Raw genomic sequence first — 21708 nt, 5'->3', positions numbered from 1 at the left:
CATGATTGTCCGATCCGAAACGCCCGGCGATGTTGCGGCTATCCGCTTCGTTGAAGAAGTAGCGTTCGGTCGGTCAGCCGAGGCGCGGTTGGTCGACGATCTCCGCGATGCCGGCGATTCCGTTTTCTCGTTGGTTGCCGTTGATGACGGAACGGTCGTTGGCCACATCATGCTCTCAAGGATGAAAGCGCCGTTTCCAGCGCTCGCGCTCGCACCCGTCGCGGTACTGCCTGAATATCGGCGGACAGGTTTCGGCAGTCGGTTGATCCGCCAGGGAATCGCCCGCAGCGAGGCCGCCGCCTGGGCCGGAATCTTCGTCCTCGGCGATCCTGCCTTCTATCGACGTTTTGGATTCGATGCCGGCAAGGCGAGCGGGTTCATCTCACCTTATGCCGGACCGCATCTGATGGCCCTTCCGCTTGGAGGCAACGAACTTCCGACGGCGACGGGAATCATTGCGCATGCTCCCGCCTTTGCGAAGTTCGGCTAGGGCAAGGCGAACAATGCGCCTGAGTCTGGTGAAGCGTTCCTCCGCTATTGCGAGGACTTTCGCAGAAAAAATCAGGAGGCCGCGCTGCGCAGGCCGAACGCGTGCTTGTCATGCAGCACCGGCGCGACCGCATCGCTTAAGCGCGCCGCCGCCGCATCGACGGAGAGGCCCGCGGTATCGACCACGGCTGACGCCCGCGCATAGAGCGGTTCGCGGCTGACCAGGATGTTGCGCAATTCCGCCATCGCGGAACGATCGTCCGCCATCGGGCGCAAATCGCCCTGGCGGCGGACGCGCGCCATGTGCTCTTCCGGCTCGGCCTTGAGCCAGATGGTGTAGAACGACGACAGGATCAGGTCGAAGGTGAGCGGCTCGGAGACGATGCCGCCGCCGGTCGCCAGCACCATCAATTCCTTGCGCGCCAGCAATTGCGTCAGCGCCGCCTGCTCCATGCGCCTAAAACCTTCCTGGCCGTAGAGCGCGATGATCTCGGCGACGGACAAGCCGTTCTGCGCCTCGACCTCCTTGTTGAGCTCGACAAATTTCCAGCCGATCTTCTTCGCCAGCATCCTGCCCAGGGTGGATTTGCCGGCGCCGCGCAGGCCGATCAGGGCGATGCCGGCAAACGAAATCCGCCGCTGCGCCGATAGGCCGCCGCCGGCCAGCGCATTCTTGGCCTGCGCAATCTGCGCCGGCGTTGCCTTGCGCAAGAGATCGCGGATCACGGCCCAATCCGGCGCGGGCTCGGCCGAGGGAATGAGATCTTCGAGATGCGCGCCCATCGCGTTCGACACGCGTCGCAGCAGCACAATCGAGACGTTGCCCTTGCCGCTTTCGAGCTGCGCGATGTAGCGCTCCGAAATTCCGGAAACTTTTGCGAGCACTTTTCGCGACATGCCGCGAAGGGCGCGCATGGTGCGCACACGCTGGCCAAGCTGCTCGAGAAAGCCGGATTCGGGGTCGCTGGCCTCGGTCATTTCCCTCGTTCGGCATTGCGTCGGGGTGAACAGATTTCGGAAACATAATGCCGATGAGGATTGACAGCAAGGGTAGCCGGTGTCTTTGTATGAATTATAATTCTTAAAAGCTCAGGGAGAAGCGTCGTGAGCGGCACGTCCGGTTCGTACAATGCGGTGACCTGGCTGCTCGACCGCAATGTCGAGGAGGGGCGCGGCGCCAAGCTCGCCTTCACCGACACCGTCGCCGAACTCACCTATGGCGAGCTGCAGCGGCAGACCCGCCGCGTTGCCAACATGCTGCGCCGGCTCGGCGTTCGCCGCGAAGAGCGCGTGGCAATGATCATGCTCGACACCGTGGACTTTCCCGCGGTGTTCCTCGGCGCGATCCGCGCCGGCGTCGTGCCGGTGCCGCTCAACACGGTGCTGACGTCGGAGCAGTATGCTTATGTGCTGGCCGACAGCCGCGCGCGGGTGCTGTTCGTCTCAGAGGCGCTGTACCCGACCGTGAAAGACATTGTCGGCCGCATGCCGGATCTCGAATGTGTCGTGGTCGCCGGCAAGAATTCGTTCGGCCATAAGCTGCTTTCCGAAGAGTTGGCGAAGGAGGGTGATTCTTTCCCAACCGTCGAAACCCATGCCGAGGAGCCGGCGTTCTGGCTCTATTCGTCAGGCTCGACCGGCATGCCCAAGGGCGTGCGGCATCTGCATTCCAATCTGCAGGCCACGGCGGAAACCTATGCGAAGCAGGTCCTCGGCATCAGGGAAGACGACGTCTGCCTTTCCGCGGCAAAGCTGTTCTTCGCCTACGGGCTCGGCAATGCGCTTACCTTCCCGATGTCGGTCGGCGCCAGCACCGTGCTCAATGCCGACCGACCGACGCCGGCACGCATGTTCGAGCTGCTGAACAAGTACAACCCGACCATCTTCTACGGCGTGCCGACGCTGTTCGCCGCGATGCTCAATGACGAAACAACGAAGAACGAGCGCGCCGGCACGCGCTTGCGCATCTGCACGTCCGCGGGCGAGGCGCTGCCCGAGTCTGTCGGCAATGCCTGGAAGGCGCGCTTCGGCGTCGACATTCTCGACGGCGTCGGCTCGACCGAGCTGTTGCACATCTTCCTCTCGAACGCGCCGGGCGACATCAAATACGGCTCGTCCGGCAAGCCTGTGCCCGGCTACAAGGTGCGGCTGGTGAACGAGGCGGGCGATGACGTGGCCGATGGCGAGGTCGGGGAGCTATTGGTGGAAGCGCCCTCGGCCGCCGAAGGCTACTGGAATCAGCGTGCCAAGAGCCGTGCGACCTTCGAAGGCCACTGGACCCGCACCGGGGACAAATACACGCGCGACGCCGACGGCCGTTACACGTTCTGCGGCAGAAGCGACGACATGTTCAAGGTTTCGGGCATCTGGGTCTCGCCGTTCGAGGTCGAGAGCGCGCTGATCACCCATCCGGCCGTGCTCGAGGCCGCCGTCGTGCCCGAAGCCGATCCCGAAGGATTGTTGAAGCCGAAAGCCTTCGTCGTGCTGCGCGCCGGCGCCAGGACGGATGATCTGCATGAAGCGTTGAAGGAACACGTCAAGCAGAAGATCGGCCCATGGAAATATCCGCGCTGGATCGACGTGGTGGACAGCCTGCCGAAGACGGCGACAGGGAAGATTCAACGGTTCAAGCTGCGGGATGGTGCATCGTAACTCTCTCGTCGTCCCTGCGAACGCAGGGACCCATACGCCCGCGGCTTATCCGTTAACGCGCGATGTGCGAGACCTTTGGTCACAACGAAGGCCGGTGGTTATGGGTCCCTGCGTTCGCAGGGACGACGTGAGCAGGATGCGACGTCTGGATCACTTTCGAAAGCTTACAGCATGACAACCCTCACTGCCTCCGGCTTCCTCACGGTCGGCGCCTCCCATCTCGAATACCGCATGATCGGTCCGTCGCCCGAGCACGCGCCTGTTATCGTGATGCTGCATGAAGGGCTCGGCTCGACCGGCCTGTGGGGCGACTTTCCGGACAAGTTGCAGGCCGCGACCGGCGCGGGCGTATTCGTCTATTCGCGCGCGGGCTATGGCGCATCGACGCCGGTAAAACTGCCGCGGCCGCTCGACTACATGCATGTCGAGGCGCTCGACGTGCTGCCAAAACTGCTCGACAAGATCGGCTTTCGCCGCGGCCTGCTGCTCGGCCATTCCGACGGCGCCTCGATCGCGGCGATCTATGCGGGCTCGCATCAGGATCACGGCGTGCAGGGCCTCGCGCTGATCGCCCCGCATTTCATCGTCGAGGATATTTCGGTGGCGTCGATTGCGAATATCCGGAGCGCCTACGAGACCACGAACCTGAAGGGCAAGCTTTCGCGCTGGCACAGGGACGTCGATAACGCCTTCTATGGCTGGAACGGCGCATGGCTCGATCCTGATTTCCGCAACTGGGATATTTCCGAATACCTCGCCTATATCCGCGTGCCCGTGGCGATCCTGCAAGGCGTGGACGATCAGTATGGGACCATGCGGCAGGTCGAGATCGCTCGGGAAGAGTGCTATTGTCCGGTCGATGTGACTGTGATTCCGGGCGCGGGACATCAGCCGCATCGCGAAGCGCCGGAGGCGACGCTCGATGCGATTTCGGATTTCGCAAAGGCGGTGTTGCACGTCGAGAATGGCTCGCAAGGACGGGCCGCGTAGCGCATTTTCTCCTGCGCGTGCCGAGGCGCTGTTCGGATGACCGCGCCGCCCTCAGGCATCGGTCATCTGCTGCTGCCGCGATGGGCTTATGTGCCCGGCCAGTCCAGGGAAGCCGCCGCCGATTACGAAACGCTGGCACAGATCGCAGCACTGGTGCCGGCGCGCTTCCAGGGCTACGTGCCGGCGCGCCACCCGGCGCTGCGCTACGGCATGGCGCTCAACGACCAGGGCTACTTCTGGGAATCGCAGGAGATCCTGGAAGCGGTATGGGCGGCGGCGCCGCAGGGCGGCCGCGAGCGGATATTGCTGCGCGCCTGCATCCTGATCACGACCGCCAATCTGCGGCTGCGCATGCAAAAGCCGCACGTCGCGGTCCGGCTATTTGGTGAAGCGCTCGGCGGACTCGAGGCGCTCGGTATGCGCAATGTCGGCGGCGACGGCTTTGCCGACAGCTTTCCGGTTGCGGCCCTGGCGGGCCTCATCAAGACCAAACTGGAGCAGCCGCAGCTCGCCAAGGCCGATTGCGTGGCCTTTGCGGCTGCCGGTCGAACATGAAACAAAATGCATGTTCCGGCGTTTTAGGCTAGACTCAATTGAAAACATGCATTATTGTGCATGTAACGAACCGAACAAATCCTGAGAAAACGACAGAGGGTGGCTCATGGCCGGTGAAGATCGCGTCCTTGCGGGGGGAGCGAAATACATCGATTTTCAAACCGATCCGTCGCGCTACCATCACTGGAAGCTTGCGGTCGAGGGCGAGGTCGCAACCCTGACCATGGACGTCGACGAGAATGCCGGTCTGTTCGAGGGCTATCAGCTCAAGCTGAATTCCTACGATCTCGGGGTCGACATCGAGCTGGCCGACGCCGTGCAGCGGCTGCGCTTCGAACATCCTGAAGTGAAAGTGGTGGTGATGCGTTCCGGCAAGAACCGCGTGTTCTGCGCCGGCGCCAACATCCGCATGCTGGCGGGCGCGACCCATGCCCACAAGGTCAATTTCTGCAAATTCACCAACGAGACGCGCAACGGCCTGGAAGATTCATCGGAAAACTCCGGGCAGCGCTTCATCACCGTCGTCAACGGCACCGCGGCTGGCGGCGGCTATGAGCTGGCGCTCGCAACCGATCACATTATCCTGGCCGATGACGGCGCCGCCGCCGTGGCGCTGCCGGAAGTGCCGCTGCTCGCGGTGTTGCCGGGCACCGGCGGCCTGACCCGCGTGGTCGACAAGCGCAAGGTGCGCCGCGACCATGCCGACTTCTTCTGCACCATCGAGGAAGGAATTAAAGGCAAGCGCGCCGTCGCGTGGCGGCTGGTCGATGAAATCGCGCCGAACAGTAAGCTCGAGGCCAAGGTCGCCGAGCGCGCCAAGGAATTCGCCGCCAGCTCGAAGCGCAACGGCAGTGGCAAGGGCATCACGCTTGCGCCGCTCAACCGCACCATCGACGAGACCGGCATCCGCTACGGCTTTGTCAGTGTCGACATCGACCGCGCGGCGCGCATCGCGACCATTTCGATCAAGGCGCCGGAGGCGGCGCCGCCTGATGATATCGACGGCCTGATCGGGCAGGGCGCGTCGTTCTGGTCGCTCCAGGTGGCGCGCGAACTCGACGATGCAATCCTTCACTTGCGCATCAACGAACTCGAAATCGCGATGCTGGTGTTCAAGTCGCACGGCGACCCCGCCAACGTCGTGGCTTGCGACGCTTTCCTCGAAGCCAACAAGGCGCATTGGCTGGTCAACGAGATCAGGCATTATTGGAAACGGGTGTTGAAGCGCATCGACGTCACCTCGCGCACGCTGGTGACGCTGGTCGAGCCCGGCTCCTGCTTTGCCGGCACGCTCGCCGAACTCGTGTTTGCCGCCGACCGTTCCTACATGCTGATCGGCTCACGCCAGGGCGACAACCGGCCGCCACCGGCGATCCAGCTCACTGCGCTGAATTTCGGTCCCTATCCGATGAGCCACGGCCTGACCCGCCTGCAATCGCGCTTCCAGGCCGATCCGTCCGATCTGGAACGCGCGGAGGCCACCATCGGCACCACGCTCGACGCTGAGGAAGCCGAAGAGCTCGGCCTGGTCACCTTCGCGCTCGACGACATCGATTGGGACGACGAGGTGCGGGTGTTCCTGGAAGAGCGCACCTCCTTCTCGCCCGACGGCCTCACCGGCATGGAAGCGAATCTGCGCTTTGTTGGTCCCGAAACCATGGAATCGAAAATCTTCTCGCGCCTCACGGCGTGGCAGAACTGGATCTTCCAGCGCCCCAACGCGGTTGGCGAAGAAGGCGCGCTGCGCCGCTACGGCACCGGCCAGAAGGCGCAATTCGACATGACGAGAGTTTAAGCCCGTGTCCCGGGCGCTGCGCGGCACGCTTGTGACGCGGCTCGCAGAACCGGGACCCACCTTAGCCACCGAAATAGGTCCCGGCTCTGCGGTGCATCGTGAGGAACGCTGCACCGCGTCCGGGACACGAGACCGAACCACGGGAGGCCCCAATGAATTACATGAACGTCGACTACTCGACCAAAATCCCTAACAACGTGAATCTCAGCGAAGACCGCCAGGTGCTGAAGGCGCTGGAGGGCTGGCATCCCGGTTACATGGACTGGTGGGGCGACATGGGGCCGGAAGGTTTTCAGCAGTCGCTGGTCTACTTGCGCACCGCCTATTCGGTCGATCCGCGCGGCTGGGCCAAGTTCGACTACGTCAAGATGCCGGAGTATCGGTGGGGCATCTTGCTGACGCCGCAGGAAGAGAACCGCGTCATTCCCTTCGGTGAGAATTACGGCAAGCCGGCCTGGCAGGAAGTCCCGGGCGAGCACCGCGCCACGCTGCGCCGCCTGATCGTGATCCAGGGCGACACCGAGCCCGCCTCCGTCGAGCAGCAGCGCCATCTCGGCAAGACCGCGCCCTCGCTCTACGACCTGCGCAACCTGTTCCAGGTCAATGTCGAGGAAGGCCGCCATCTCTGGGCGATGGTCTATCTCCTGCAGAAATATTTCGGCCGCGACGGCCGCGAGGAGGCCGACGATTTGTTGCGCCGCCGCTCGGGCGATGCGGATTCCCCGCGCATGCTCGGTGCCTTCAACGAGGCGACGCCGGACTGGCTGTCGTTCTTCATGTTCACCTATTTCACCGACCGCGACGGCAAGATGCAGTTGCACAGCCTCGCGCAATCCGGCTTCGATCCCCTGTCGCGCACCTGCCGCTTCATGCTGACCGAAGAGGCCCATCACATGTTCGTCGGCGAGACCGGCATCAGCCGCGTCGTGCAGCGCACCTGCGAGGCGATGAAAGAAGCCGGCATCAGCGATCCGACCGACATCGCCAAGGTCCGCGCGCTCGGCGTGATCGACCTGCCGACCATCCAGAAGAAGCTGAACCTGCACTATTCGCTGTCGCTCGATCTGTTCGGTTCGGAAGTCTCCACCAACGCGGCGAATGCCTTCAACGCCGGCATCAAGGGCCGCTACAAGGAAACCCAGATCGACGACGACCACCAGCTCAAGAACGCCACCTATCCGGTGCTCAAGCTGGTCGACGGCGTGATCAAGCGGGTCGACGAGCCGGCGCTGACGGCGCTCAACATGCGGCTGCGCGACGACTACACGCAGGATTGCGTCAAGGGCATGCTGCGCTGGAACAAGGTGATCTCGACCGCGGGCTATCAGTACAAGCTGACCCTGCCGAACGTCGCGTTCCACCGCCAGATCGGCGAGTTCAAGGACGTCCACGCCACGCCCGACGGCGTCCTGATCGACGACGCCACCTGGAACCAACGCAAGGGCGAATGGTTGCCTTCGTCGCAGGACGGCGACTTCATCGCCTCGCTGATGAAGCCGGTCACCGAAGCCGGCCAGTACGCCTCCTGGATCTCGCCGCCGAAAGTCGGCATCGACAACAAGCCCGGCGATTTCGAGTACGTGAAGATCGAAACCTGAACCGCCCCGCAATCGGGGAGCAGCAGCATGGACCCCGATCGCGACCTCGAAGCACTGAACCGCGACCAGTTGGTCGCGGAGGTGAAGCGTCTCAGGGCGGGCATCCGCGCGCACCGCGACAGCACCGGTCATGACCTGTGCTGGCATCATCCCGATCTCTGGGGGCTGTTGCCCGAGCGCATCACGCCTGAAGTGGCCGTCCCGCCCTGGCCGAAATTTTTGCGCGGGTGTTTGCGCTATCGGGAGGCACTGGAGCGCGAATTGCCCAACGCGCCCGAGGCTGATGTCGAATATGATAAGGACGAGCCGTGATTTCTCCGTCGCCCCGGCCCTGAGCCGGGGCCCATGACCACCGACCGTCGTTGTTTTGGCACGGCGTCTGCCACCGTGCGCTATTGATGAATCACACGGTATGGGCCCCGGCGTTCGCCGGGACGACGTGGCATCGCGGGCTGTGACTACCCCGCGATCTCGAGCCCCGCACTTGCGTACACCACGCCGCCGTCCACCGCGATCGTATTGCCAACGACGTAATTACCCGCGCGCGAGGCGAGATATATCGCAATACCCGCCATATCCTCGTCGGTGCCGATGCGCCGTGCCGGAACGCGCTTTGCCACTTCATCGGCGTGATCGCGCGCGGCACGGTTCATGTCGGACTTGAAGGCGCCCGGCGCAATCGCGGTGACGTTGATATTGTCCTTGATCAGCTTGGTCGCCATGCGACGCGTCAGATGAATCACCGCAGCCTTGCTTGCCGCATAGGAATAGGTCTCCGTCGGGTTGACGAAGATGCCGTCGATGGAGGCGATGTTGATGACCTTGGCGGGGCGATCGGGCGAGGCCGCTGCGCGCAGCGGTTTCGCCAGCGCCTTGGTCAGGAAGAACAGCGACTTGACGTTGAGGTCCATGACCTTGTCCCAGCCGCTCTCCGGAAACTCGTCGAATTCCGCACCCCACGCCGCGCCGGCATTGTTGACGAGGATGTCGAGCTTCGGCTCCAGCTTGGTGATTTCGGATGCCAGCCTTTCGCAGCCTTCGACGGTCGAGATGTCGATCGGCAGCGCGATGCATTCGCCGTCATAGGCGGCGGTGAGTTCTTGCGCGGTCGCCTCGCAAGGTCCCGCCTTGCGCGCGGTGATGTAAACCTTCGCCGCGCCCTGCGCGAGAAATCCGGCCGCGATCATCTTGCCGATGCCGCGCGAGCCACCCGTCACCAGCGCGATGCGGCCGTTGAGCGAGAACAGATCCTTGAACATTGCGTTCCTCCATTTGCTTTGCCGGAGGTTTTGGGCGTGGGAGCAGGGCGAGTCAAGGACGCCAGTTCGTCGTCCCTGCGAACGCAGGGACCCATAACCACAAGCGATAATTGTTTTGGTAGATGACTACTACATCGCTTAACTGATGAGCCGCGGCGTATGGGTCCGTCCCTGCGTTCGCACTAGGGCATGCACACTTGTTGCGCCGCAAATACTCATGAAAAGCCAAGGGTTTTTGCACTTCTCAAGTGTTGCGACGTAGTTTTGCTGCGCGCGCTCTCCACCCCACCGAAGCGCTGGATTCCGATCTTGCGCGAAAACGCCAGCCTCGATTCCAAAATTTCGATGAGCTCGCATCTTCGATTCTAAAATTGCATATGAAGCCTGAATCGCACTGCAACATGTGTGCATCCACTAGTGCGTTCGCAGGGACGAATATGGAGAGATTTCAGGCCGCGTCGATGCGGCGAAAGCCGTTCCACATCGCGGTGGCGGCGCCGGAGGTCAGGACGGGGATGATCCGTTCGTCCTGGTAGTTGCCGTTCAGCGAGACCCGCTGCAGCGCCGTGAGGTGGCCGGCGCTTTCGGCGAAGATCATGCCGGGCCGCGTCGTGACTGCCGTCTTGAATCCTGCCGCCTTCGCCAGGGCGAATTCGCGCTGGCCCGCGGCGATCCGGTCGCCATAGGGATAGGCGAGATGAAGCACCGGCCGCTGCAACTTGGCTTCGATCCGCGCGCGGCTTTCGGTCAGTTCGAGCCAAGCGGTCTCTTCGCTCTGCCGCGCCAGATGGCAATGCGTAACCGTATGCGCGCCGATCGTCACCAGCGGATCGTCCGCGAACCCCTTCAATTCCTCCCAGGACATGCAGAGATCGCGGGCGATGAGATAATCATCGACGTCATGGCGCGTGCATAGCGCGGAGATTTCGCGCTGCAGGTCGTGTTCGCCCGGCAGTCGGCGCAGCCAATCGTGGATGCGGTCGAAGGTGACCTGCTTGGCTGATGGCGTCGAGCTATCGAGGCGGATTACTGTGCCGCCGATCGGGACTTCGATCGAGGGAGCCTTGGCGATCACCTTTTCGAGCGCAACCCACCACAACCTACCAGTGCCTTCGGCGAAATCGCTCGTGACGTAAACGGTGAGGGGCGCGTCAAACTCACGCATCACCGGCAGGGCGTAATCGCGGTTGTCGCGATAGCCATCGTCGAAGGTAAAGCAGGCAAAGCGCCGCGCGAAATTCCGCTTCTGGAGTCGCTGATGCACCTCGTCCATTGTGACGATATCGACGTCGAGCGCGCGAAGATGCGCGAGCATCGCCCGCAAGAACTCCGGCTCGACTTCGAGATGATGATTGGGCTGAAACTCGCCGTCGCGGCGCGGACGGACATGGTGCAGCATGAAAATGATGCCGACGCCTGCGAAGATTGGTCGCAGCAGGTGATGCGCCCCGGAGAAGTACAGCGCTTCCAGCCCGGCGCGAATGACGGTGTTGCGAAGCTGTTTCATCGAGATGCGGGGCTGCCCGGTTAATTACGGGGACGAAACTAGCGACAGACGGCTGAAGAAACTGTTAGCCGGACCGATTTCCGTCTCCTTTCGCGCCTGCGACATTTCGGGTTTGACAGCCCCGCAAGGGTTTGTTTTCTCTCCGTTCCGGACCCGGCGGGAACTCGAATGCGCGGACTTTTCAGGTGGAGTAGCAAATGGTGGCCGGGTGTCATTCCGCTGGTCATCTGTTGGGCGATCGCGGCCTGGACGAGCACCGAACCGCTGGAAATCGACCTGGCGCAGCGTTCGGCCGCAGCCCTCAAGGGCACCATCCTCGATAAACGGCGAATCTCGGTCGAAGGCCGCGACGTGACCCTGGCCGCAGACGCATTCTCGGAAGACGGCCGGCAGAGTGCGGTGGCTTCGGTCGAAGCGGTGCCGGGGGTGCGTTTGGTTAACGACGAAACCCGGCTCGTTCCCGAAGCCAAGCCGTTCGTCTGGTCGGCTGAACGCGACGTCGTTCGGGTAACGCTATCGGGCAGTTCGCCCTTGCCCGCGAGCAAGGTCCGGCTGATGGAGGCGGCTCGCGCCAGCCTCGGCGGCGTCGAGGTGGTCGACCGGACGAATCTTGCGCGCGGGGCGCCGCCGCGTTTCGACAATGCTGCGCTGTTGCTGCTCGACCAGATCGGCAAGCTGAAGGACGGCAAGATCACGCTGTCGGACACCACGGTCAGCCTGTCCGGCATGGCACGCGAACTCGGCGGCCGCGAAGCCATCGCCGCCGCACTGAAAAATCTTCCCGAGGGTTTTTCGGTCGCAGCCAACGAGGTCAAGGCACCGCCCTACATCTTCCAGGCCTACAAGGATCCCGTCGCGGTAACGCTGACGCTGACCGGCAACGTGCCCGACAACAACGTCCACGCCGGGCTGGTGGGGGCGGCAGGGCGCAAGTTCTTCAGCGAAAAAGTCGTCGATAACCTCAAGACGAGCATCGGCGCGCCCGCAGGCTTCGCCAACGCGGTGGTATCAGCGCTCGGCGCGCTGTCGCGGCTGTCGACCGGTACGCTCGTCGTCTCCGACCGCGAGGTGAAGCTGTCGGGCGATGCGCTCTATGAAGCCGCCTCCAGTCAGATCCGCGCCGGCCTCGGCAAGGACTTTCCGCAGGGCTGGCAGTTCAAGCCGGAAATCTCCGTCAAGCCGGCCGCCGCGCCGGTGGATGCGACCGTCTGCCAGCAATTGTTTACCGAACTGCTCGGCAAGGCCCGGATCCGCTTCGAATCCGGCAAGGCCGACATCGTCACCGATTCCGCCGGTCTGCTCGACCGCCTGATCGAAACCGCGTTGCGCTGTCCGGCCGCCAATATCGAGATCGCGGGACATACCGATGCCGACGGCGACGAGGCGGCCAACCAGGCGCTGTCCGAGAGGCGTGCGCAGGCGGTCGCCGACTATCTGGTCAAGGCGGGATTACCCGCCAACCGGTTCAGCGCGGTCGGCTATGGCTCGACGCAGCCGATTGCGGGTAACGAGACCGACCAGGGCAAGGCGCAGAACCGCCGCATCGATTTCGTGGTGAAGTGAGCATGGCCTATCTGACCACATTCTACTGGGGCTGGCTCCTGGCATCGGTGCTGCTCGGCTTCGCCATGGGCTGGATATCCGTGGTTCAGTACGGCGAAGGCGTCTCGCGGAAATGGCGGTGGGTGCTTTCGGTTTTGGTCGCGGCGTTGGTCGCGGCCGCGCTCGCGCGCGTCGTGCCTGGCCGTTTCGGCTACTGGCTCGATCTCGGCCTGATCATGTTCGCGCTCTACCTCTGCGGCTGTGCGGTCGGGTCATGGTTGCGCGATTGGGTGGTCTCGCGCAGTGCGCCGCCGGGTTGACTGCATCATGAGCCGGCCAGCTTTACCGCCGTCACTGTCACGGGTTGTTGACCGGTCCTGGCTATGGTCCGAAACCCCCATCGGGCGGCGGGAATACAGTAAATCTGTGCTACCGCCGTCATCAACGATACCTAATATGTTGAAGAAGCGCGTTTTATTGTCGTACGGCGAATTCCACTCCGGCCCAAAACGCGCTACCAGAGGGGCAAGGGAGCCGCGTAGCGGCGGCGGGGTTCGCGCCATTGCCGTCGTCGCAGAAGCGCAATTCGAGGTGTAGATGCTGGAAGCAATACGCAGGGCAACTTCGTTTCTGCGCCAGAAACAGGTCCTGCATAAGCTCGGGGTCCTTATCAGCATCACGGTCATCGCCGTTGCGTGCTACGTGCTCTATCACATGCTACGCGGCATCGACGCCAACGAGGTGATCGACGCCATCAAGGGCACCGAGCCGCGCCGGATCGCGCTGGCGGCCCTGTTCGTGGCGGCAGGCTATTTCACGCTGACCTTCTATGACTGGTTCGCCGTCCACGCCATCGGCCAGCACCACATACCCTACCGCATCAACGCGCTGGCTGCCTTCACCTCCTATTCGATCGGGCACAATGTCGGCGCCAGCGTCTTCACCGGCGGCGCGGTGCGCTACCGGATTTATTCGGCCTGGGGGTTGAATGCGATCGACGTCGCCAAGATCTGCTTCCTGGCCGGGCTCACCTTCTGGCTCGGCAATGCCGCGGTATTGGGACTGGGCATCGCCTACCACCCGGAAGCCGCCGCCTCGATCGATCAACTGCCGGCCTGGCTCAACCGCGTTGCGGCGTTCGGAATCATCATCGCCCTGGTCGGCTATGTCGCCTGGGTCTGGGCCCAGCCGCGCGGCGTCGGCCGCGGACCGTGGACGGTCACCCTGCCGGGCGGCCCGCTGACGCTCCTGCAGATCGCCATCGGCATCGTCGATCTCAGCTTCTGTGCGCTGGCGATGTACATGCTGGTGCCGGACGAGCCCGATATCGGCTTTATCGTCGTCGCGGTCATCTTCGTCTCGGCCACCCTGTTGGGATTCGCCAGCCATTCGCCGGGCGGGCTCGGCGTGTTCGATGCCGCTATGCTGGTCGGCCTCTGGCAGATGGACCGGGAGGAACTGCTCGCCGGCATGCTGCTGTTCCGGGTCCTCTATTATATCGGCCCTTTTGTCATATCTGTAATCTTGCTGACGCTTCGGGAGATTATCATCGGCGCGCGATCGAAGCGCCTGCGCCAATTGGCGTCTGCCGCCGACCCCGAGCCGAGGCATGAGGCCCCCGTCTATGTGCGCGAGCGTGGAGACACCGGCGCCTGATGATGTGGCGGGCGCCTCGCGAATAGCGGAAGGAAAGCCTGCGTCCATGGCGATTGACGATTCGAACTCCTCCTCCTTCTTTGCACCGTGGCCGGACCGGTTGCGGCATTCGGCCATTATCCTGTTGGCCGCCGGGCTGGCGCTTTGCGCGCTGGTGCTGCTGGCCGATCTCTCGCTGGCGCGTGCGGTAGCGGTCTTCATCTGCATCGCCGCCGCCGCGCTGGTGCCGTGGCGGCTGCATGATACCGCCGGTTCCCGCGAGGATGTCCGCGCCGTCAGTCCGGTTGAATCTGCTGCCGTCAGCGCGGTCGTTGCCGGCATGCCGGACCCGGCCGTGCTGCTCGACCGCGCCGGCCGCGTCATTCATCTCAATGCGGCGGCCGCCCAGCTCGCGCCGGCGCTGCGCAAGAACGAACTCGCCCAGTTCGCGCTGCGCTCTCCGGAGATCATCACCGCATTGCGCGAGGCGATCGCGACCAGCGAGCCGCGCCGCGCCAACTATCTCGACCAGGTGCCGGTCGACCGCTGGATGGAACTGGTCATCACGCCGGTACCGGTGCCGACGCTGTTCGGCGGGACCGAAAGATGCATGCTGATGACCTTCCACGACCAGACGCCGCTGCGGCGGGTCGAGGAGATGCGCGCCGATTTCGTCGCCAATGCCAGTCATGAGCTGCGCACGCCGCTCGCTGCGTTGTCCGGCTTCATCGATACGCTGCAGGGCCCGGCCAAGGACGACGCCAAGGCGCGCGAGCGCTTTCTCTCCATCATGCATACACAGGCGACCCGGATGGCGCGGCTGATCGACGACCTGCTGTCGCTGTCGCGGGTCGAGCTGTCGGCGCATGTCCGCCCCGAAGCGTGTGTCGATATCGTGCCGATCATTCGCCAGGTCGCCGACGGGCTGGAGCCGTTGGCCAGGGAACGCCAGGTCGCGATCGAGATCGATCTGCCGGAGACACCGGTCTCGATTGCGGGTGATCGCGAGGAACTGCTGCGGCTGTTCGAGAACCTGATCGAGAACGCCCTCAAATATGGCGCGTCCGGCGGGAAGGTGATCGTCTCGCTGAGCCAGGTCGCCTCGGGAGAGGGCGCGCCCGAAGTGCGCGTCACGGTCCGCGATTTCGGCCCGGGCATTGCGCCCGAGCATCTGCCGCGGCTGACAGAACGCTTTTACCGCGTCGATGTCGGCGACAGCCGCGCGCAGGGCGGAACCGGGCTCGGTTTATCCTTGGTGAAACATATTCTTAACCGCCATCGCGGCCGGCTGTTGATCGAAAGCGTGCCGAAAAACGGCGCCACCTTTACCGCCTGTTTTCCCCCGGCGAAACCCCCGGCGGCGGCATAAATGCAAGCGATTTCAGTCGCTTGGATGTGTCATCCAACTGTCATCAAACCTTCGTAAAAGCTCTATCGACCGCGCCTACACGGGCGGCATGAGCGCGATCGGGCGCAACGGCGCTTCGCTCAGGATATGGAGATCAACCATGAATTTCGTCAGGACAGTCGTCGCTGCCGGCTTGCTCGCCGCTTCGACGTCGGCCTTCGCGGCCGACATCACCGGCGCAGGCGCCACCTTCCCGTTCCCGCTCTATTCGAAGTGGGCCGATGCCTACAAGAAGGAGACCGGTAACGGCCTGAACTACCAGTCGATCGGCTCCGGCGCCGGCATCAAGCAGATCGTGGCCAAGACCGTGACCTTCGGCGCCAGCGACATGCCGCTCAAGCCGGAGCAGCTCGACAAGGAAGGCATGATCCAGTGGCCGCAGGCGATGGGCGCCCTGGTGCCGGTCGTCAATCTCGAAGGCATCAAGCCGGGCGAGCTGGTGTTCTCGGGCGAACTGCTCGGTGACATCTATCTCGGCAAGATCAAGAAGTGGGACGATCCCGCGATTGCCAAGCTCAATCCCAAGGTGAAGCTGCCTTCCGACGCGATCACCGTGGTGCGCCGTTCGGACGGCTCGGGCACCACGTTCATCTGGACCGACTATCTCTCCAAGACCAATGCCGAGTGGAAGACCAAGGCAGGTGCCGGCACCGCGGTTGAGTGGCCGACGGGCGTTGGCGCCAAGGGTAACGAAGGCGTCGCCGGAAACGTCAGCCAGACCAAGAACTCCATCGGTTACGTCGAGTACGCCTATGCCAAGCAGAACAAGCTGACCTACGGTGCCGTCGTCAACAAGGCCGGCAAGACCGTGCAGCCGACGATTGGTGCATTCCAGGCCGCGGCTTCCAATGCCGACTGGGCCAGTGCCAAGAACTACTTCGTCATCCTGACCGATCAGCCCGGCGATGCGTCGTGGCCGATCACCGGCGCGACCTTCATCCTGATGCACAAGGATGCAACCGACAAGGCGGCGTCCCAGGAAGCCATCAAGTTCTTCAAATGGGCGTTCGAGAAGGGCGACAAGATGGCCGAAGAGCTCGATTACATTCCGATGCCGGACTCGGTCGTCAAGCAGATCGAAAAGACCTGGGCCTCCGAGATCAAGAGCTGATCGGTCCAGCGCTACGCAACACGATCGCTCAACCCGGGATGCCCGGGTTGAGCACCCCTCTCGGGACAAGAGAGGCAAGAACAATGCACGAGCCGAAAAAGCCGTGCACCGAAGTCCGGGTCATTGGGCTATAAGTACAGGGGATTGGCGTGGCAGAAATGGCAGTTGAAAGCGACGTAATGGACGCTGCCGGACCTTACGATCGCGCAAAGGCTCTCAGCGCGTTCAAGCTCGGCGACGTCACCTTCTACTGGATTACGCGCGCCTGCGCGATCTCGGTTCTGCTCATCCTCGGCGGCATCATCATTTCGCTTATTATCGGCGCCTGGCCGGCGATCCGGGAATACGGCGCCGCCTTCCTGTGGACGCAGCGCTGGGCGCCGTCTGCCGACCCGCCAGTGCTCGGCGCGCTCGGCCCGGTCTACGGCACGCTGATCACCTCCGTGATCGCGATGGCGATCGCTATTCCGGTCGGGCTCGGCATCGCTGTGTTCCTGACCGAGATCTGCCCGATCTGGCTGCGCCGTCCGATCGGGCTTGCCATCGAACTGCTGGCCGGCATTCCCTCCATCATCTACGGCATGTGGGGCTTCTTCGTGCTGGGGCCGTTTCTGGCCAACAACTTCCAGCCGTTCATGATCAGCGTGTTCGACGGCGTTCCAGTGCTGGGGACGATCTTCGCCGGGCCGCCGTCCTATCTCAGCCTGTTCAACGCGTCATTGATTCTGGCGATCATGGTGTTGCCGTTCATCACCGCGATCTCGGTCGACGTCTTCAAGACGGTCCCGCCGGTGCTCAAAGAGGCCGCCTATGGGGTGGGGTGTACCAACTGGGAAGTCGTTCGCAACGTCGTCATCCCCTACACCCGCGTCGGCGTGATCGGCGGCATCATGCTGGCGCTCGGCCGTGCGCTGGGCGAGACCATGGCGGTGACCTTCATCATCGGCAATTCGTTCAAGATCCAGTCCTCGATCTTTGCGCCCGGCACCACGATCTCGGCCGCGATCGCATCCGAATTCGCCGAAAGCGACGGGTTGCACCAGTCCGGCCTGATCCTGCTCGGCCTGCTCCTGTTCATTCTGACGTTCTTCGTTCTTGCTGCCGCGCGGCTGATGCTGATGCGGCTGGAAAAGAAGGCGGGGAACTGACATGAACCCGATTTACGTCTCCCGCCGCCGCAAGAATGTCATCGTCAAGTTCCTGTGCCTGGGCGCTGCAGCGTTCGGCGTGACCTGGCTGGCACTGATCCTGTTCACGCTGTTCTATAACGGCCTCGCCGGCCTCAACCTCGCCGTCTTCACCCAGGATACGCCGCCGCCCGGTTCGACCGATGGCGGCCTGCGCAACGCCATCATCGGCTCGATCATGATGACCGTGATCGGGGTCGGCATCGGTGCGCCGCTCGGCCTTTTTGCCGGAACCTATCTCGCCGAATACGGCAAGCACGACAAGCTCACCTCGGTGATCCGCTTCATCAACGATATTCTGTTGAGCGCGCCGTCGATCATCATCGGCCTGTTCATCTACGGCGCGATCGTGGTGCCGATGGGCGGCTTCTCGGCCTTTGCCGGCTGCCTGGCGCTCGCCGTGATCGTGATTCCCGTGGTGGTCCGCACCACCGAGGACATGCTGGGGCTGGTGCCCAATCCCCTGCGCGAGGCGGCGTCTGCGCTCGGCCTGCCGCGCTCGCTGGTGATCCGCCGGATCGCCTACCGCGCCGCGCGCGCCGGCCTTATCACCGGCGTCCTGCTGGCCACCGCCCGTGTCGCCGGCGAAACCGCGCCGCTATTGTTCACGGCGCTGTCCAACCAGTTCTTCAGCCTGGACCTGACCAAGACGATGGCGAACCTGCCGGTCACCATCAACAACTTCGTGCAGAGCCCCTATGTCTACTGGAAGCAGCTCGCCTGGAGCGGGGCGCTTCTGATCACGCTCACCGTGTTGGCCCTGAATATTGGCGCGCGCATCCTTGGCGCCGAGAGGACATCCAAATGACCGATCTCTCCGTATCCGTGAGTAACGCGAGCGGGCCCGTTCCGCAGGCGACGCTGCCCGAGGCTGCGCCGAAGGTGACCGCGCGCAGTCTGAACTTCTACTATGGCGAGCACCATGCGCTGAAGAACATCAACCTGACGCTCGGCACCCACCGCGTCACCGCCTTCATCGGCCCGTCCGGCTGCGGCAAATCCACGTTGCTGCGGATATTCAACCGGATGTACGATCTCTATCCGGGTCAGCGCGCCACCGGTCAGCTCTTGCTCGACCAGACCAACGTCCTCGACCCCAAGCTCGATCTCAATCTGCTGCGGGCCCGCGTCGGCATGGTGTTCCAGAAGCCGACGCCGTTCCCGATGACGATCTACGAGAACATCGCCTTCGGTATCCGTCTCTACGAGAAGATCTCCAAGTCGGAGATGGACGGCCGGGTCGAGAAGGCGCTGCGCGGCGGCGCCCTGTGGAACGAGGTCAAGGACAAGCTCAATGCAAGCGGCCTCTCGCTGTCCGGCGGCCAGCAGCAGCGGCTCTGCATCGCGCGCACCGTTGCGGTCAGGCCCGAGGTGATCCTGTTCGACGAGCCCTGCTCGGCGCTCGATCCGATCTCGACCGCCAAGATCGAGGAACTGATCCAGGAACTGGCAGAGGACTACACCATCGCCATCGTCACCCATAATATGCAGCAGGCGGCGCGCGTCTCGGACAAGACCGCCTTCATGTATCTCGGCGAGCTGGTCGAATTCGACGACACCAACAAGATTTTCACCTCGCCGCGCGATCGACGTACCCAGGACTACATCACGGGGCGGTTTGGTTAAGGAGATAACAGATGGCTTCTGAGCACACCGCCAAGGCGTTTGACAGCGACCTCCAGGAATTGACGCGTCTGGTCGCCGAGATGGGCGGCCTTGCTGAGCGCATGATCACCGAATCCGTCGACGCGCTGGTCCGCCGCGACGTCGCGCTCGGCAAGCACGTCGTCGCCACCGACGTCGAGATCGACCGCCTGCAGCATCTGATCGAGGAGCGCGCGGTGCTGACCATCGCCCGCCGCCAGCCGATGGCGATCGATCTGCGCGAGATCGTCGGCGCGATGCGGGTTGCCACCGATCTGGAGCGGATCGGCGACCTCGCCAAGAACATGGGCAAGCGCGTCGCGGCGCTGGAGAACGATTTCCAGCCGCTGAAACTGATGCGCGGCCTCGAGCACATGACCGATCTGGTACAATCGCAGGTCAAGTCGGTGCTGGACGCCTATGCCGCGCACGATCTGCCGGCGGCGATGGCGGTGTGGAAGGGCGACGAGGAAGTCGACGCCATCTGCACCTCGCTGTTCCGCGAACTCCTCACCTACATGATGGAGGATCCGCGCAACATCTCGTTCTGCATCCACCTGATGTTCTGCGCCAAGAATATCGAGCGGATCGGCGACCACGCAACCAACATCGCCGAAACCGTGTTCTACATGATCGAGGGTCAGCAGATGCTCGACAAGCGCCCGAAGGGCGACATGACGACGTTTGCCACGACCGTCTCCAACACTTGAGGAAAGCAGAATGAGCGCGCGCATTATGGTGGTCGAGGACGAGGAAGCGTTGACCACGCTGTTGCGCTACAACCTCGACGCTGAAGGCTATGAGGTCGAGACCGTCGGCCGCGGCGACGATGCGGATACGCGGCTGAAGGAGCGCGTGCCCGATCTCGTCGTGCTCGACTGGATGCTGCCGGGCCTCTCCGGCATCGAGCTGTGCCGCCGTTTGAGAGCGCGCCCCGAAACCAAGCAATTGCCGATCATCATGCTGACCGCGCGCGGCGAGGAGAGCGAGCGGGTGCGGGGGCTTGCGACCGGCGCCGACGATTACATCGTCAAGCCGTTCTCGGTGCCGGAACTGCTGGCGCGCGTAAAGGGCCTGCTGCGGCGGGCGAGCCCCGAGCGGCTCGCCACCGTGCTGACCTATGGCGATATCGAACTCGATCGCGAAAAACGCCGCGTCGCGCGCTCGGGCCGCCAGATCGATCTCGGCCCGACCGAGTACCGCCTGCTCGAATTTTTCCTCGAGCACCCCGGCCGCGTCTTCAGCCGCGAGCAGTTGCTCGACAGCGTCTGGGGCCGCGACATCTATATCGACGAGCGCACCGTCGACGTCCATATCGGCCGCTTGCGCAAACTGCTCAACCCCGGCCGCGAGCAGGATCCGATCCGCACCGTCCGCGGCGCAGGTTACGCGCTGGATGACCGGTTTGCGAAGGTGGAGCCGTAGCTGCGTCCGCTGCTATTTCCGCAAGCCCCGCCGTCGTCCCCGCGAACGCGGGGACCGATAACCACAAATCTCGATTGTTGAAACGTGCTGGAGCTCCAGCTCAGCGTAACCACAGACACCTGTGGTTATGGGTCCCTGCGTTCGCAGGGACGACAAGTTGAGATAATGGTGCGCGCCCCTTACCGCGTCTGCTTCGGCTGCTGCCTGCGCCGATCGGCAGCGGGCTGGTAGGCGATGCGCGAGTGGTGGGCGCAATAGGGCAGGCCCGTGAGCGCCTTGCCGCCGCAGAAGAAGAATTCCGGGCTCGAGGGATCGCCGACCGGCCAGTGGCAGGTGGCCTCGTTCAGTTCGAGCAGCGACAGCCGCTGGCTCATCGGCACGACGTTGTCGAAGGCGATCGGATCCGGCTCCATCTCGACTTCGAAGGCGTGTGCCAGCGCGGTGTTGCCGCGCGAGACCGGACGCGACACCCGCATCATCGGCTGGGCGGGGCGTGCCTTGCGCTGCCGCGGGGCGGCCGAGGAGGGGCTCTTGGCACGGCCGGAAAGGCCCAGCCGGTGCACTTTGCCGATTACGGCGTTTCGCGTCACATTCCCGAGTTCCGCGGCGATCTGGCTCGCCGACAATCCGGCTTCCCAGAGCTTCTTAAGCTGTTCGACGCGATCGTCGGACCAGGTCAAAACCGTCATCGTAATCTTCCCTTCGCATCGCGCCGGCCAATCGGGGGCAGCGCTGGCGAGTCATTCGTCTCAAAAATCCCTGCGGTCAGAATCCCTTAGCCCTCGCCGGACGCGCTAACCGCGCCGAACGTTTACGCCTGTACAAAATGGACTCTTAGGGATCAGAACTGCCGCACGAGATGTCGTACCCGACAGCCCAAACGCTACAATATGGCGTGACTCGGGCGCAAG

At 63.4% G+C, this 21708-nt stretch carries 20 protein-coding genes and 1 pseudogene; 17 read left to right on the top strand and 4 right to left on the bottom strand.

The genetic code is table 11. The features are described 5' to 3' along the window. Nucleotide 1 precedes the first annotated feature (1 nt). On the top strand, nt 2-490 hold the full coding sequence (locus V1273_RS32210; protein ID WP_334411931.1) for a GNAT family N-acetyltransferase: 489 nt from the start codon (nt 2-4) through the stop codon (nt 488-490). A gap of 71 nt (nt 491-561) precedes the next feature. Here the strand turns inward: V1273_RS32210 and V1273_RS32205 are convergent. After that, nucleotides 562-1530 (bottom strand): annotated as a pseudogene (locus tag V1273_RS32205) (helix-turn-helix transcriptional regulator); the annotation flags it as partial. 63 nt (nt 1531-1593) lie between these two features. Here V1273_RS32205 and V1273_RS32200 point away from each other — a divergent pair. From V1273_RS32200 to V1273_RS32175, 6 genes are all read left to right on the top strand, one after another. Next, nucleotides 1594-3141 (top strand): benzoate-CoA ligase family protein, encoded by a 1548-nt coding sequence (locus V1273_RS32200; protein ID WP_334411930.1) that lies wholly within the window; start codon nt 1594-1596, stop codon nt 3139-3141. 171 nt (nt 3142-3312) lie between these two features. Continuing rightward, entirely contained in the window at nt 3313-4131 is an 819-nt protein-coding gene (locus V1273_RS32195; RefSeq protein WP_334411929.1) for an alpha/beta fold hydrolase, read from the top strand. A 36-nt stretch (nt 4132-4167) separates the two neighbouring features. Continuing rightward, nucleotides 4168-4686 (top strand): DUF309 domain-containing protein, encoded by a 519-nt coding sequence (locus V1273_RS32190; protein WP_334411928.1) that lies wholly within the window; start codon nt 4168-4170, stop codon nt 4684-4686. A 106-nt stretch (nt 4687-4792) separates the two neighbouring features. Beyond that, the gene (boxC, locus tag V1273_RS32185) at nt 4793-6481 is read left to right on the top strand and encodes a 2,3-epoxybenzoyl-CoA dihydrolase (RefSeq protein ID WP_334365373.1); all 1689 of its coding nucleotides are present in this window, start codon (nt 4793-4795) and stop codon (nt 6479-6481) included. 161 nt (nt 6482-6642) lie between these two features. Next, on the top strand, nt 6643-8079 hold the full coding sequence (boxB, locus tag V1273_RS32180; protein WP_334412300.1) for a benzoyl-CoA 2,3-epoxidase subunit BoxB: 1437 nt from the start codon (nt 6643-6645) through the stop codon (nt 8077-8079). A gap of 27 nt (nt 8080-8106) precedes the next feature. Continuing rightward, nucleotides 8107-8391 carry a hypothetical protein gene (locus tag V1273_RS32175; RefSeq protein ID WP_334365372.1) on the top strand — a complete coding sequence of 95 codons (285 nt, stop codon included), beginning with the start codon at nt 8107-8109 and terminating at the stop codon, nt 8389-8391. Nucleotides 8392-8537: 146 nt separating this feature from the next. On the opposite strand, the gene V1273_RS32170 is transcribed toward V1273_RS32175, so the two are convergent. Both V1273_RS32170 and V1273_RS32165 read right to left on the bottom strand, forming a co-directional pair. Continuing rightward, a complete protein-coding gene (locus V1273_RS32170; RefSeq protein ID WP_334411927.1) occupies nt 8538-9338 on the bottom strand; it encodes an SDR family oxidoreductase in 801 nt (266 codons plus the stop codon). 448 nt (nt 9339-9786) lie between these two features. After that, nucleotides 9787-10845 carry a polysaccharide deacetylase family protein gene (locus V1273_RS32165; protein ID WP_334365370.1) on the bottom strand — a complete coding sequence of 353 codons (1059 nt, stop codon included), beginning with the start codon at nt 10843-10845 and terminating at the stop codon, nt 9787-9789. A gap of 168 nt (nt 10846-11013) precedes the next feature. On the opposite strand from V1273_RS32165, the gene V1273_RS32160 reads away from it, so the two are divergent. The 10 genes from V1273_RS32160 to phoB all read left to right on the top strand — a co-directional run bounded on the left by V1273_RS32160 (nt 11014) and on the right by phoB (nt 20797). Beyond that, nucleotides 11014-12408 (top strand): OmpA family protein, encoded by a 1395-nt coding sequence (locus tag V1273_RS32160; protein ID WP_334365369.1) that lies wholly within the window; start codon nt 11014-11016, stop codon nt 12406-12408. A gap of 2 nt (nt 12409-12410) precedes the next feature. Continuing rightward, a complete protein-coding gene (locus V1273_RS32155; RefSeq protein ID WP_334365368.1) occupies nt 12411-12707 on the top strand; it encodes a hypothetical protein in 297 nt (98 codons plus the stop codon). Between the two features lie 277 nt (nt 12708-12984). Continuing rightward, nucleotides 12985-14043 carry a lysylphosphatidylglycerol synthase domain-containing protein gene (locus tag V1273_RS32150; protein ID WP_334365367.1) on the top strand — a complete coding sequence of 353 codons (1059 nt, stop codon included), beginning with the start codon at nt 12985-12987 and terminating at the stop codon, nt 14041-14043. A gap of 46 nt (nt 14044-14089) precedes the next feature. Continuing rightward, entirely contained in the window at nt 14090-15391 is a 1302-nt protein-coding gene (locus V1273_RS32145; protein WP_334379973.1) for an ATP-binding protein, read from the top strand. A 139-nt stretch (nt 15392-15530) separates the two neighbouring features. Beyond that, entirely contained in the window at nt 15531-16541 is a 1011-nt protein-coding gene (gene pstS, locus V1273_RS32140; protein ID WP_334365365.1) for a phosphate ABC transporter substrate-binding protein PstS, read from the top strand. Between the two features lie 149 nt (nt 16542-16690). Then, nucleotides 16691-17689 carry a phosphate ABC transporter permease subunit PstC gene (gene pstC, locus V1273_RS32135; protein ID WP_334411926.1) on the top strand — a complete coding sequence of 333 codons (999 nt, stop codon included), beginning with the start codon at nt 16691-16693 and terminating at the stop codon, nt 17687-17689. A 1-nt stretch (nt 17690) separates the two neighbouring features. Then, entirely contained in the window at nt 17691-18536 is an 846-nt protein-coding gene (gene pstA / locus V1273_RS32130; protein ID WP_334365363.1) for a phosphate ABC transporter permease PstA, read from the top strand. Beyond that, entirely contained in the window at nt 18533-19354 is an 822-nt protein-coding gene (gene pstB, locus V1273_RS32125; RefSeq protein WP_334365362.1) for a phosphate ABC transporter ATP-binding protein PstB, read from the top strand. Before pstA ends, pstB begins: the two co-directional genes overlap by 4 nt. 11 nt (nt 19355-19365) lie before the next feature. After that, complete coding sequence (gene phoU / locus V1273_RS32120) at nt 19366-20082, top strand: phosphate signaling complex protein PhoU (protein WP_334365361.1); 717 nt, start codon at nt 19366-19368, stop codon at nt 20080-20082. Between the two features lie 10 nt (nt 20083-20092). Then, nucleotides 20093-20797, top strand: a complete 705-nt coding sequence (gene phoB, locus V1273_RS32115; RefSeq protein ID WP_028351834.1) for a phosphate regulon transcriptional regulator PhoB — start codon at nt 20093-20095, stop codon at nt 20795-20797. Between the two features lie 179 nt (nt 20798-20976). On the opposite strand, the gene V1273_RS32110 is transcribed toward phoB, so the two are convergent. Continuing rightward, on the bottom strand, nt 20977-21486 hold the full coding sequence (locus V1273_RS32110) for a GcrA family cell cycle regulator (protein ID WP_028351833.1): 510 nt from the start codon (nt 21484-21486) through the stop codon (nt 20977-20979). Between the last annotated feature and the right edge of the window lie 222 nt (nt 21487-21708).

Origin of the sequence: Bradyrhizobium sp. AZCC 1721 (assembly GCF_036924715.1) — a bacterium.
Classification (GTDB): Bacteria; Pseudomonadota; Alphaproteobacteria; order Rhizobiales; family Xanthobacteraceae; genus Bradyrhizobium.
Note: the sequence above shows the minus strand (reverse complement) of the source record. Positions and strands in the feature narration are given on the sequence as shown.